This window comes from Phytobacter sp. MRY16-398 (assembly GCF_003925915.1).
Taxonomy (GTDB): domain Bacteria; phylum Pseudomonadota; class Gammaproteobacteria; order Enterobacterales; family Enterobacteriaceae; genus Phytobacter; species Phytobacter diazotrophicus.
On the sequence record NZ_AP018756.1, the window covers coordinates 4,386,897 to 4,399,681 of the forward strand.

The 12,785-nt window shown below is 52.5% G+C and carries 11 protein-coding genes; 6 read left to right on the forward strand and 5 right to left on the reverse strand.

The annotated features are described in order from the left end of the window. Positions 1 to 208 precede the first annotated feature (208 nt). A complete protein-coding gene (locus MRY16398_RS21595) occupies positions 209 to 1,528 on the reverse strand; it encodes a sensor domain-containing diguanylate cyclase (RefSeq protein ID WP_071193948.1) in 1,320 nt (439 codons plus the stop codon). 283 nt (positions 1,529 to 1,811) lie between these two features. On the opposite strand from MRY16398_RS21595, the gene MRY16398_RS21600 reads away from it, so the two are divergent. After that, positions 1,812 to 3,488 (forward strand): McrB family protein, encoded by a 1,677-nt coding sequence (locus tag MRY16398_RS21600; protein ID WP_125125154.1) that lies wholly within the window; start codon positions 1,812 to 1,814, stop codon positions 3,486 to 3,488. Beyond that, on the forward strand, positions 3,485 to 4,783 hold the full coding sequence (locus MRY16398_RS21605; RefSeq protein ID WP_232034355.1) for an McrC family protein: 1,299 nt from the start codon (positions 3,485 to 3,487) through the stop codon (positions 4,781 to 4,783). Before MRY16398_RS21600 ends, MRY16398_RS21605 begins: the two co-directional genes overlap by 4 nt. A gap of 112 nt (positions 4,784 to 4,895) precedes the next feature. Here the strand turns inward: MRY16398_RS21605 and MRY16398_RS21610 are convergent, their stop codons facing one another. After that, complete coding sequence (locus MRY16398_RS21610) at positions 4,896 to 6,347, reverse strand: MFS transporter (protein ID WP_108701858.1); 1,452 nt, start codon at positions 6,345 to 6,347, stop codon at positions 4,896 to 4,898. Between the two features lie 273 nt (positions 6,348 to 6,620). Between MRY16398_RS21610 and MRY16398_RS21615 the strand changes: the two genes are divergently transcribed. After that, on the forward strand, positions 6,621 to 7,313 hold the full coding sequence (locus MRY16398_RS21615; protein ID WP_041852263.1) for a heavy metal response regulator transcription factor: 693 nt from the start codon (positions 6,621 to 6,623) through the stop codon (positions 7,311 to 7,313). A 9-nt stretch (positions 7,314 to 7,322) separates the two neighbouring features. Then, positions 7,323 to 8,762, forward strand: a complete 1,440-nt coding sequence (locus MRY16398_RS21620; RefSeq protein ID WP_125125155.1) for a heavy metal sensor histidine kinase — start codon at positions 7,323 to 7,325, stop codon at positions 8,760 to 8,762. A gap of 41 nt (positions 8,763 to 8,803) precedes the next feature. Here MRY16398_RS21620 and MRY16398_RS21625 read toward each other — a convergent pair whose 3' ends face one another. Continuing rightward, positions 8,804 to 9,058, reverse strand: coding sequence for a YdgH/BhsA/McbA family protein (locus tag MRY16398_RS21625; protein ID WP_041852264.1), 255 nt, complete (start codon positions 9,056 to 9,058; stop codon positions 8,804 to 8,806). A gap of 423 nt (positions 9,059 to 9,481) precedes the next feature. On the opposite strand from MRY16398_RS21625, the gene MRY16398_RS21630 reads away from it, so the two are divergent. Further along, positions 9,482 to 9,823 (forward strand): helix-turn-helix domain-containing protein, encoded by a 342-nt coding sequence (locus MRY16398_RS21630; RefSeq protein WP_041852265.1) that lies wholly within the window; start codon positions 9,482 to 9,484, stop codon positions 9,821 to 9,823. Between the two features lie 72 nt (positions 9,824 to 9,895). On the opposite strand, the gene MRY16398_RS21635 is transcribed toward MRY16398_RS21630, so the two are convergent. Continuing rightward, positions 9,896 to 11,458 (reverse strand): methyl-accepting chemotaxis protein, encoded by a 1,563-nt coding sequence (locus MRY16398_RS21635; protein WP_125125156.1) that lies wholly within the window; start codon positions 11,456 to 11,458, stop codon positions 9,896 to 9,898. Between the two features lie 360 nt (positions 11,459 to 11,818). Further along, a complete protein-coding gene (locus MRY16398_RS21640; protein ID WP_041852266.1) occupies positions 11,819 to 12,133 on the reverse strand; it encodes a PTS sugar transporter subunit IIB in 315 nt (104 codons plus the stop codon). 378 nt (positions 12,134 to 12,511) lie between these two features. On the opposite strand from MRY16398_RS21640, the gene MRY16398_RS21645 reads away from it, so the two are divergent. Further along, entirely contained in the window at positions 12,512 to 12,772 is a 261-nt protein-coding gene (locus tag MRY16398_RS21645) for a DUF2534 family protein (protein ID WP_125125157.1), read from the forward strand. Positions 12,773 to 12,785: the final 13 nt, after the last annotated feature.

Genomic DNA, 12,785 nt, shown 5'->3' on the forward strand with positions numbered 1-12,785 from the left:
TTTCCCGCAACACGCAGAAGCCACACTTTTTATAAGAGATTAGTGCTCATCACCATTATCCATGAAAAATATTTATACATATGGCTTTTATAATCACGCTAATTATTTTTAAGAGGCTTTTGTAACGAATGGCCATATGGTCTCCCCTTCTGAAGCCATGGATTTATCTTCAGAAGGGGTATTTTTTGAACCGTTGATCGGTATCGACTCACCCGGCATGTGTCTCCGCAGCAACAACCCGATTACGTCCCTGCTTTTTCGCCGCGTACAGCGCGGTATCGGCTTTACCGATCAGCGCGCTGGCAATCATATGTTGCGGCTTGTCCTCAGAAAAGATGCTCTCACAATCGAGCGTTGCCACACCAATGCTGATCGTTAAGAAACCCATCGGGCTTGCGGCATGCGGCAATTTCAGCGCGTTGATTTGCTTACGCAGACGCTCGGCAATCGATAACGCAGCCGATTTATTGGTATCCGGTAATATCACCAGAAACTCTTCCCCACCATAGCGGCTGACATTGGCATCCGGGTGAACCAGGGAAGTAACCAGCGCCTTCGCCACGATTTGCAGGCATTCATCGCCCGCCTGATGTCCCTGGCTGTCGTTATAGAGTTTAAAAAAGTCGATATCCACCAGACAGATCGAGAGCGGAAAGTGGCCGTGATAAGAACGTGTGACTTCCGTCAGCAGGCACTCATCCATATACCGGCGATTAAACAAGCCGGTCAGGTGATCGTGCTGAGCATGCCGCTGTAACACCAGGTTCGCGCCCGCCAGTTTTTGTTCAGCCTGACGACGCGCGGTGATATCCACCCAGGTAATCGACAGCCCCACAACATTACTGCTCGCATCTGTCACAGCAATAGACTGCGCATCGTAGCAGCGGTCATGCCAGATCATTTCACGACGGGGAATGGCCTCGCCCATGTCTGCCAGCGCAAAATCTTCCTCGAAAAGATGCCAGAACTCTGGCATATGCTCGGAAAGATAGCTCTCCGCAAGCTCATGCCCGTCATTATGCAGCAGATGGTTCATCGCTTTATTCGACATCACCAGGCGGCCATGACGGTCAATCATACACAGCGCCACGGGGGTGGTGTCGTAGATAGTTTCCAGTTGCAGTACGCGCTCGCCAAGGGTCGAGATATTACGATCCACACCCCGATAGCCGCGTAATTCACCGTTTTCATCAAAAAGGGGAACGCCGCTGGTTTCCAGTACCACAATGCGCCCATCGGCACGCTGGTTACGATTCACCAGACCTGAAAAAGCCCTTTTCTCTTGCACGATCTCCATAAAAGCGCGTCCAACGCGTTCGGCCTCGCCGGGGGGCATAAAATCGAATGGCGTCTTACCAATGACTTCACTCGGGGGATAGCCGAGCAAGCTGGTGACCACATCGGAGGCCCAGGTATAACGTCCTTGCGCATCCACTTCCCATACCCAATCCGAATTTTGATTCAATAAATCATAAAGATGCTGTACATCCACATCCTGGAGAGGCGACGGCTTTTTTTTATCGTTCATGAATGTTATCCGCATGTCCAAAAACCGCCCGGACAGCAAGGGCAAAGTGGTGTTGACGCCTGACTACACGTTTCAGCGAAGCGCTAAACTCACTATCATTGATACAGTAAATGTTAACGTTTTACTAATTCGCTGTAACGATAACAACGAAGAAAAAACTGAAACGGGCCCGGTAATAAAAGAGCGTCCTATTAAATATTCGCTCTAAAAATAGAGTGACACAGCCTGTCAGGGCACCTGTGCATAATGACTCAACTGTTTTACCCATGGGATGGAGAGTGCTATGACCGTTACAGCAGAACAACGAGAAAAGATACTGGCGGATTTTCACATCAAGTGGCCCCTTTCCGCACTGCAAAACCTGACGCTTGAACAGTACATTTGCTTGGGCGATAAAAATACGCTGGCTTACTGGCTGGAGTTTGGTGAAGGTCGTTTTCTGGGGTCGATTAAAGGCGGCGATGCCTCGAAATTTGGTATTTACGAGCGCAAAGCTGAGGCCAAAGGTGAGCGTGGTTTTATCTCATCTGATAGCCGCTATTCCTGGAAAAATAAATACGGTCACACGGCAGAAGAAGCGTTCGCCGCCATCAAAGCTCACATCCTGGCCATCGCTCATGCGGCCCAGACAGGCGACACAGAAACCATCGAGAACCTTGACTTTGAAGTTGCCTTAAAATGGAAGCTCGCTTTTCTCTACCAGGATCATGCACATCCGTGCGTATTGTCGATTTACAAACTGCAGGCGTTACAGAGCTTATTGCCAGGGAATCGATATCTCACTCACTCCGAAGCCTATCGCAAACTGCTTGCTGAACGAGGCAACAAATCACTGATTGAATACGGTTTGGCTCTGTGGAAAGAAAGTGAGGCAGAAAAAGACGATGATCGCCCGCAAAGTCTGGATGACATTACCGTTGACGAGGGCAAGACCGCCGTCGACCAGCCTGTCACTGCATTAAATCAGATCCTTTATGGTCCTCCGGGAACCGGCAAGACCTGGAATACGGTTAACCACGCACTGACCATCCTCGACCCCGTCTTTCTGGATGCCCATCGCGACGAGCGCCACCTGCTCAAAGCGCGTTTTGATGAACTGGCAGATGCGGGACATATCGATTTCGTCACCTTCCACCAAAGCTTTAGCTACGAAGATTTTGTCGAAGGTATTCGCGCGGATATTGCAGATAACGGTGCCGGATTGCAGTATCGTATTGAAGATGGGATTTTCCAAAAGGCCTGTCTCCGGGCGCAAATGTCCCCTTTGCAGCCTCATGTCCTGATTATCGATGAAATTAACCGTGGGAATATTTCCCGTATCTTTGGCGAACTCATCACCCTGATTGAGACCTCGAAACGCCAGGGACAAAGCGAAGCGCTGAGCGTTACCCTGCCCTACTCGAAGAAACGTTTCAGCGTACCCGGCAATCTTTATATCATCGGTACCATGAATACCGCCGACCGCTCGCTTTCCGGGCTGGACATCGCCCTGCGCCGCCGCTTCACCTTTGTTGAAATGCTCCCGCAGCCGGAACAGCTGGATAACGTCGTCATTTATCATGAAGAGGGTGATATTAACGTCGGCGATCTATTGCGTGTTATCAACCAGCGCATTGAAGTCTTGTTGGATCGTGACCACTGTCTGGGCCACGCATACTTTATGCCTCTACAGGCAGTCCCCACTTTGCAGACACTGGCATCCATTTTCAAAAACCAGGTCCTTCCGCTGTTGCAGGAGTACTTCTTTGAAGACTGGCAGCGTATTAACTGGGTGCTGAACGGTCATCATTCCGATAACCGCACGCCACGCTTTATCTGCCCGCCCAAAGAGAGCCAGTCGCTGGAAAAACTGTTTGGCAAAGAGGTTGCCGCAGAACTCACTGACAGACGTTGGCAATTTAACGAGGCAGCCTTTATGTGTCTGGAGAGTTATCGTCTGATTCTCCGGGAGGCCGAGTGAAACAAAAGTGGATAACGGTTCGCGAGCACGCGCGCCTGACCACCTCGGATGTGCCGGACACCCTCGATCGTGCGCAAATCGGTGCCAGCGCCTTTGACTGTCTGTGCCAATTGCAGGCCGGGTTCAGCAAGCAAGGTGCCAGACTGGTGGAAGTGGAAGACCGCCGCTGGCTGCGGCTGGACAGCTATGTCGGCATTATTCATACCCCATGTGGCACAGACATTGAAATTCTGCCCAAACATTTTGCCGAGGAAGACTCACCGGAAAAAAGCCGGGCGCTACTGTGTAAGCTTATTGCCTCCGCACTCAATCTGCCCTACCGGGAAACCGGGATAGCGGACCTGCAACTGTTTCGTTTTCCGCTCACCGAATGGATCATGCGCCAGTTTTTACTTGCGCTTGATCGGTTACTTAAACGTGGATTGCGTTTTGATTATCAGCAGGTTGAGGAAGAACAGCCTTATCTGCGGGGGCAACTGGATATGGCCCGACAGATGCGACAACCACCGGGGCGAGCGCACCGCTTTCATCAGCGTCACACACTTTTTTTGCCAGACCGGCCGGAGAACCGGCTGCTACGTCTGGCGCTGGATAAAGTGTGCCAGCAGACCAGGGAGGCCGATAACTGGCGACTGGCGCATGAACTGCGCGTCATCATGCAGGAGATCCTACCCAGCCGACAGGTACGCCTCGATTTTTCCCACTGGCGTAACGACCGACTGCTTGCCCACTACCAGCCCGTCCGTCCATGGTGCGAACTCATCCTTGGGGAACAGATGCCATTGGCGATTCAGGGGCAGTCGAACGGTATAAGCCTACTCTTTCCAATGGAACGCCTGTTTGAACAGCATGTCGCGCGAACACTCAAACAACAGCTTCCCCCGACAGCACATCTGCGTACTCAGGCTGCGAGTGAATACCTCTGCACCCATGATGGTAATAACATGTTCAGGCTGAAACCGGATTTGCTACTGGAGCACAGCGGGAAGAAATGGCTGCTGGATACCAAATGGAAGCGTCTGAATACCGAAGCCCGCGACAAAAAATATGACCTGGCGCAGCAGGATTTCTACCAGATGCTGGCCTACGGTCACAACTATCTCGCAGGCCAGGGGGAGATGGTGCTGATTTACCCTAAAACAAGGGATTTTCCCGCGCCGCTAAAACCCTTTGTCTTCTCACCTGAACTGATGCTGCACGTCTGGCCGTATGATCTGGAGAACGACAAATTAATGGCTTCTGAGATCCATTCACTGCCGCTCGTTATCCAGCCGCAGGCTCACCCAGAAAAATAACAGCCATAATGTAACGAAAATTGACGCATCCTGGGGGCAGCCAAAGCACTCGCTAAGTTTTTTTCACTCACGATCAATGGATGCGCCTGCGAGGGGCTGTTTGCCCCTCTCTTTATTTCTTCGGTTTCTGCGAAACATTTCGCCCCGCCCCGCTTTCAAGGCGCGTCATGTCATACAGCCCAACCGCCGTAATAAGCGCAATCATCACAAACCCCAGCTTAAAGGCCATCCCCTGAATATCGCCATACCCCAGATTGTCGGTGATGAGCGCGCCTGCGCGAATACTCAGCGCCCCCAGCGTTACCCCCAGGCCGTTAGCCAGTTGCAACGAGGTGCTAAAGAGAGTGTTCGCGGAGCTCATCTCCGCCGCCGGAACCTCGGCAAATGCCAGCGAACTGATCCCGGTAAACTGCATTGAGCGGCTCAACCCACCGATAAACAACAGCGCGAGGGTAAGCATCTGCGGTGAATTTGGCGCTAAAAAAGCGCAGAAAAACAGCGACAACACGCAGACAACACCGTTGCCAATCAACAGCTTTTTAAAACCGAAACGGCGAATCAGCGGCGTCGTGGCAGGCTTCATCGCCAGGTTACCGGCAAAGACCGCCAGTACCAGCGACCCGGCCTCAAACGCGCTCATCCCGAAGCCCACCTGAAACATCAGGGGCAACATAAAGGGCGCGGAGCTGATAGTGGCGCGGAGAATAAACCCGCCGCGCATCGTAACGCGGAAAGAGTGTACCGACAGCGAACTCAGGCCAATCAGCGGCGCAGGCGCACGGCGCAAGTGATGAATACTCCACACCAGCGCCAACAGACCAACGGCGAGCGTCGCCCCGGCGCTAACCATGCTCACATGCTGCTGGCTCAACATCTCAAGCCCCGCCACCAGACACAGCATGGTCAGCCCTGTGGCGATAAAACCCACTACATCGAACGGACGTTTTTCATCAGCCGATAGTCCCGGCATCATTTTCAAGGCCAGAACGATAGCCACCAGCCCCAGCGGCACATTGAGGAAAAAGATCCAGTGCCAGCTCGCATAGGTGGTAATAAAGCCCCCCAGCGGCGGGCCAATAATCGGCGCGACCAGCGCAGGCCAGGTCAAAGTGGCGATGGCTTTAATCAACTGCTCTTTCGGCGTGGTACGCAAAACAACGAGACGCCCTACCGGCACCATCATTGCGCCCCCCACCCCTTGCAGGATGCGCATCAGCACAAACCCGGTGACGTTATTTGTCAGGCCGCAAAGCAAAGATGCCACGGTAAAAATCAGCAGCGCCAGGCTAAAAACCGTCCGTGCGCCAAAGCGTTCCGCCACCCAGCCGCTGGCCGGAATCAGCATCGCCAGCGTCAACAAATAGGCGCTAATACCGATATTCAAATCGATAGCGGAAACACCAAAGGCTTTCGCCATGTCCGGCAGGGCAGTCGCAATCACCGTGCCATCAAGAAACTCCATAAAAAACGCGCTGGCGACCAGCAATGCCAACCCGGAAATCCGCCCGGAACGGGTCACTTTTTCCCGTGGCGTTTGCGTCTGGGTTGTCTCAGACGAGGCCATAACGTGTCCTCAACATGGATAACCTCTACTGTCTGGCAGAGGTCTGACAAGAATAGAAAGTTGTTATACCAAAAATGCAAACCGTCCGATAACCCAATTTATTGTTGATTGTCCGCAGATTGATATTTTGCAATTTATCGCTCTCCGTCTTCGTCGATTTCCTCTGGCGCAAGCTGACAAAAATGTCAGTAAAATGTCAGCCAGGTGTTGGCAATAACGCGATAAAATCCCCAGCATCATCACATTTGTCCTTTGCGACAAAGGAAGAGCACAATGCGACTTCTGCTGGTCGAAGACGAGGAAAAAACCTCGTCCTATATTTATCGTGCGCTCAGCGAGCTGGGTTTTACCGTTGACGTCGCCGCCAGCGGTACAGAAGGTTTGCACCTGGCGGTTGAATTTGACTATGACGCCATCATTCTCGACGTCATGCTGCCAGGCCTTGACGGTTACAGCGTGCTAAAAGGGTTACGTGCCAGTAAAAACACACCGGTGCTGATGCTTTCTGCCCGCGGCTCCGTCGATGAACGGGTTAAAGGGCTGCGTCAGGGGGCAGACGATTATCTTCCCAAACCGTTTTCCCTGATTGAACTGGTCGCCCGTATTCAGGCCTTGTTGCGCCGCCGATCCAGTGATGGTGCCGACACCACGCAGTTGCAGATCCATGATTTACATCTCGACCTGCTCGCCCGTCGCGTCTCACGCGCCGGAGACCGTCTTGAGCTGACAGCCAAAGAGTTTGCCCTGTTAAGCCTGCTCGCCCGCCATAAAGGTGAAATCCTCTCCAAAATGATGATTGCGGAACAGGTGTGGGATATGAATTTTGACAGCGATGCCAACGTTGTGGAGGTGGCGATTAAACGCCTGCGGGCCAAAGTAGACGCCCCCTACCCCGTAAAACTGCTGCATACCGTCCGGGGCATGGGATATGTCCTTGAAACCCGGCCCGAGAGCCCCGCTAAATAGAGTCAGTCTATGCTCAAACGTTCGATTTCAGGACGCCTTGCATTAATGTTTGCTCTCGCCTCCGTGCTTATCGTCTCGGCGATCGGTTTTCTGCTGCGCAGCACCCTGCATGAATCCTTACAAAAACAGATGCACAACGAGCTGCTTTTCAGGGAATCGCTGATGGAGCCGTGGCTGCTATCGCGCACCACGCTGCACAGTTGGCAAATGCTCGCCACCAAACTCGCCGATATGACCACGGCGGAAGGCGGACGTGTACAGTACTGGGTTCTCAGCGATGATCCCCGCTTTCAGGTGGGCGGCGAGCCACCGCAAGGGGTCAACTGGACGACACTCGCCGACGGATTTAGCGAAGCGCCGGGCGCCATGAAAGAGTCCTGTTCGCTCTTTATCCTGATCAAATTAATTCCGGCGCGAGGGGAACGCCCGGCGATCCGCTACGTGATTGCCATCGATTCCACGCCTTATATGGGCACGCTGGAAGAGTTCACCCGCACGCTGCTGCTGATCACCGCCCTTGGGGTGATACTGGTTGCCGTATTAGGTTTTATGATTGCACGGTTTGGAATGCGCCCGGTGAATACAATGAGCGAGCAGGCGCACAAACTTGCCCCCGGCGATCACGGACAGCGCCTCGACACCACAACCCTGCCGGATGAACTGCAAACGCTGGCGGAAGCATTCAACGGTGTGCTGGAACGCCAGGAAGTGGCCTGGCGGCAACTGGAGAGTTTCAACGCTGACGTCGCCCACGAGCTGCGCACACCGCTGACTAACCTGATAGGCCAGACACAACTGGGATTATCCCGCGAACGTTCCGTCAGTGAACTGGAAGATTTACTGGAATCCAATCTGGAAGAACTGGCGCGTATGACCTCGATTGTCAATGACATGCTCTTTCTCTCACATGCCCAGGCCGGGGAACACGCCACCCAGCTTACCGAGGTATCGCTGCGCGAGGAGGCGTGGAAAACCGCCGAATATGTCGAACCCTCCTTTGCCGAGAAGAACCTCACTATCAACGTGGAAGGCGATATCATTGCCTGTATCGACCGTCGGCTGTTCCACCGTTCACTGGCAAACCTGCTGGAAAATGGGGCTCACCATGCAAAACCGAATACCACGGTCACCGTTTCCATTCGCCAGCGGCATGAGCATGCGATCATAGCCGTCGCCAACGTGGGTGAACCGATCGCCGCAGAACATCTGGATCGCCTGTTTGAGCGTTTTTATCGTATCGACTCGTCCCGCACGCGTAGCGATACGCATCATGGTCTGGGTTTATCCATTGTTCGTGCGGTCGCATTGATGCACCGTGGCGATGTGTTTGTTCGGAGTGAAAACGGCAGCAATACTTTTGGTCTGTCACTGGCAATCGGTAAAACAGATACTGTTGCGCCAGGTGACAAACCGGCGCTTGATGAGCAGACACAGTTCAAAAACGCCTGAACAGAAAAGCAAACAGGAGGCTAAGCCTCCTGTTTTTCGACTTACTTGTAGATAACCGCCACGCCGTGCATCTGGTTTTCGCCCCCGGCCGCCACGATGCGATACGAGCTTGCTCCCGCCGCTTCGGCTTTTTGCGCCAGCTCCTCATGCAAACCAGACAGCGTTGTCGCGCCCGATGCCGAGACCGAACCCATTTTTTGCAGACCGTTACCAGACTCTACAGGGACCGCCGCCAGCGCACCGGCGGAAAACAGGCCAACTATCATTGCGGTCATAATGCCTTTCGTCATCTTCATGTTTCCACCTCGCAAAGAGAATAGTCAGGAATATCCGCTGACATGAATGATTTTAGAAAGGCTGGCTGTCAGTTCACTGACGCCAAAATAACAGATGCGTCAGATAACAAAAATATACATTTATTTTAATTTATCCTTTAAATATTCTTATTATCAGGGTTTGTTCGCACCTCTGAAATACGACAAATATAAAAATAACTCGCCAGTATTTTCAGCATTTATTCATCGATCACCCGCCAGGGCTTGCCACCCGCCGCATTGTTCACAAACCTGACAGGAATGTCATTTTCACGTCACGCTAACGACAGCCACGCTGATTTAAACTCAGCTTCCTGGGTAATACGTCGGGCAATTATGTTGCGCTTTTTCTTGCTGTTCAAAGAGACGACGCGCATTCATATTTAGCAAAGAGGGGCATATATTATGGCCATGCAAAAATCGGTTATCCTCGATATTCAGACATGGATTGATAATAATATTGACAAACCTTTACGGATTAATGATGTTGCCCACCGGGCAGGTTATTCCAAATGGCATTTACAGCGCCTCTTTCATCAGATTATTGATATTCCGTTAGGTGTGTATATTCGCAACAAAAAGCTGGAAGGCGCCGCCCACGACCTGAGCGTGACAAAGGAGTCGATCATCACCATCTCCACCCGCTACGGCTTCGACTCCCAGCAAACTTTTACCCGGGTTTTTACCCGCAAATACAGTATGCCGCCGGGCGCATGGCGTCGCTATCATCAATCGGGTGAGGAGTAGCTCCCTCATCCGCTATCGCGCCCGGATAAGGCGTTTACACCGCCATCCGGGCCACCTCCTGTATGGCCAAAGCTACACGGCTACGGTACGGAACACGCTCATCAGCGTGACCAGATGCTGCGCCTGATCGCGCAGATCTTCCGCCGCCGTACTTGACGCCCCCACCAGCGCCGCGTTTTGCTGCGTCACTTTATCCAGTTGGGTAATCGCTTCATTCACCTGTCCGACACCTGATTCCTGCTCACGCGTCGTCACGCCAATCTCGTCGATCATCCCCGCCACATGGTGCGACTGCCGCACCAGTTCGCCAATGGTCGCGCCCGCGTGATTCACCAGCGCCGTGCCATTATCCACACGCTCGATGCTATCCATAATCAGGGCCTTTATCTCTTTTGCCGCAGACGCCGACCGCTGGGCCAGCGAACGCACCTCGCCCGCCACCACCGCGAAACCCCGGCCCTGTTCCCCTGCACGCGCTGCCTCTACCGCGGCGTTCAGGGCGAGGATATTGGTCTGGAAGGTAATGCTGTCAATCACCGTAATGATCTCACTGATTTTGCGGGAACTTTGGCTGATCTCATCCATCGTACGCACGATATTATCAATCGCCTCGCCCCCTTTTGCGGCAATTTCGCTGGCCGTTGCCGCCTGCTGATTGGTGACCCGCACCGTATCGGCATTCTGGCGAATCGCCTGGCCGATTTGTTCCATGGATGCGGCCGTCTGCTGCAAACTGGCCGCCTGCTGTTCGGTACGCTGGCTCAGGTCAGTACTGCCCTCCGCCACACCATTTGCCCCCGCCGAGATCGACTCACTGCTTTCCCGCACCTGGTTGACGATACCGCTCAGGCTTTGTCGCATCTCATCCATCCCTGCCAGCAAACTGGTGCTGTCATCCGGGGCAAGCATGATCCGGGTGGCCAGATTTCCCTGCGCAATTTCATGGACGACCTGCAGCGCATAAGCGGGTTCTCCCCCCAGTTGTCGCTTGATGTAGCGCGTGAAAAGCCAGGCAATGGCGATCCCAAGTAACGCCGCCACCGCAGCAATCATCAGCAGAGCGTCGCCAGCGGAGCGAGCGCTTGCGGTGGAGGCCGCCGCCGCTGAGGTCGTGCTGGCCTGCTGGGTCTGGATCATCGAGGAAATCTCTTCAAACAGGCGAATCTGTAACGGCTGCATCTTTTCGACCGCCAGCGACTGGGCATCCAGCATCTGGCCATTCTTCGCCAGCCCCACGGTCTGGCGCACAACATTCACGTACTCCACCTGTGTGGCTTTAAAATTGTTCAGCATGTTCTGTGCGTCAGTATCCTGCACATTCGCCTGCAACTGCGCCACCAGTTCGTCGTTGCGTTTAATCGACAGTTCGGTCAGTTTTTCCTCTTCCATCTGGCTCTTTTCATCATCCTGAAACACCATGATGAATGTCGCCTTGGTGGCGTTATTGAGATTGTCTTTTAATGCCTGCATCGACAGCAGATTAGTCAGATGGTACTTCTCGTAAAACTCAATATGTTGACTGGTGTTATTCAATTCAGCACGACCAAAAATCGCCACCAACAGACCGATAGCAATAATCGCGGCAAAGCCGGTGCCCAGCAGCGCACCCAGAGAGAAATGTCTTTTTACTCGCATATATCCCTCGATAAATGAATTCCGAAACCCCTTAACGGCGAAAACACACTCGTATCAGCCCCGAGAAGACAACTGCAAGCGCACGAATGCGTAATAGCGAACAGGGTTAATATACGTAGCGTAAAAAACCGGGGAAAATATGAAATAGCGATGGTTTGACCAGGTGGACAGGTTGCGCCAGAGCAGACATGAGGAAACGCGTCGTGAACAGCCAGGGGAATAGTCAGTATATTAAAAACTTATTTTTCATAAAGTTACAACAATTCAACCAATCGGTAACATCAGCAAACTAATAACACCATTGCCCGCTCATCCCTGAGCCCTTTTGCACGCCCTATTTGGAGATTTCTCAATAACTCATTAATCAACCAACTCCTCCATACGATCGATGGCAAATTTTAATATTTTCTCTGCATCAATGGCGGCATACGGATAGCCGGCAATAACCTCAATATGCTGGCCTTCTTTAATCGCTTTTTTCAGTTCTTCTTTTTTATATTGAATATGCGGTGCCACCAGGAAACAATCAAAGGCAGGCGCCACACTGGCAAATGCCTCAGCCCCTATTCCGCTAATTTGAATCTGATACCGGTTTGCATCTGCAACATCCTGCATTTTTTTGGCCAGCGTTACCGCCGTGTTACCAAACAGGCAACATATTAATAACCTTTTCATGGTAGTGCCCTCCTGGAAGTTACCGATACGCTATGCCTGCCCTGGCTTAAAAAATGCGCCCTGCATCATGTTTACGAATATATTTGATTAATATTTAATCAACGTGAGCAAATTATCCGCATAAACACCTCTCCTCCTCCAGGTCGATCAGCGGTAACATCTGAGATGAGAATAAGATACACTTCCGATTTATAAACCGTATGATGGCCGTTTTTATACGCGCGTAGCGCCATCCTGGGGTCAGGCGGGGAAGCCCGCAGCATAAAATGTGGAAAAGGCTCTCGCCGTAGCAGCGAAATAGTGCATCTGGTTAGCAGCCGTCGCCGGATGGATATTCATCATTACCTGCGGGCTGCACAGAACAATAAGGAGATTTACATGCTGGAAAAATTGCGTACCCGTGAGGGTAAAAAATTCCTTATCGCCGTCGCGATTGTTTTTGTGGTCGCCGTGTCGGTTATCTCAGAAGCCGCCTTCCAGGGCGTGGTGGATCAGTACGATTTGCCGATGGACGAGTGGTCGGTGTCGATGTTTGTGATTCAGGGCGCGTGTGTGTTTATTTACAGCCTGATGTTTACCATCATCGGTTCGCTGCCCTTCGCGTTTTGGTTCCTTGGACCAAAGGATGATCGCGGTTAGGTTCGGTGCTGGT

Bases quoted from the DNA above. Each gene is read 5' to 3' on its own strand.
- MRY16398_RS21595 (WP_071193948.1), bottom strand. From the start codon at position 1,528: ATGAACGATAAAAAAAAGCCGTCGCCTCTCCAGGATGTGGATGTACAG.
- MRY16398_RS21600 (WP_125125154.1), top strand. From the start codon at position 1,812: ATGACCGTTACAGCAGAACAACGAGAAAAGATACTGGCGGATTTTCAC.
- MRY16398_RS21610 (WP_108701858.1), bottom strand. From the start codon at position 6,347: ATGGCCTCGTCTGAGACAACCCAGACGCAAACGCCACGGGAAAAAGTG.
- MRY16398_RS21615 (WP_041852263.1), top strand. From the start codon at position 6,621: ATGCGACTTCTGCTGGTCGAAGACGAGGAAAAAACCTCGTCCTATATT.
- MRY16398_RS21620 (WP_125125155.1), top strand. From the start codon at position 7,323: ATGCTCAAACGTTCGATTTCAGGACGCCTTGCATTAATGTTTGCTCTC.
- MRY16398_RS21625 (WP_041852264.1), bottom strand. From the start codon at position 9,058: ATGAAGATGACGAAAGGCATTATGACCGCAATGATAGTTGGCCTGTTT.
- MRY16398_RS21630 (WP_041852265.1), top strand. From the start codon at position 9,482: ATGGCCATGCAAAAATCGGTTATCCTCGATATTCAGACATGGATTGAT.
- MRY16398_RS21635 (WP_125125156.1), bottom strand. From the start codon at position 11,458: ATGCGAGTAAAAAGACATTTCTCTCTGGGTGCGCTGCTGGGCACCGGC.
- MRY16398_RS21640 (WP_041852266.1), bottom strand. From the start codon at position 12,133: ATGAAAAGGTTATTAATATGTTGCCTGTTTGGTAACACGGCGGTAACG.
- MRY16398_RS21645 (WP_125125157.1), top strand. From the start codon at position 12,512: ATGCTGGAAAAATTGCGTACCCGTGAGGGTAAAAAATTCCTTATCGCC.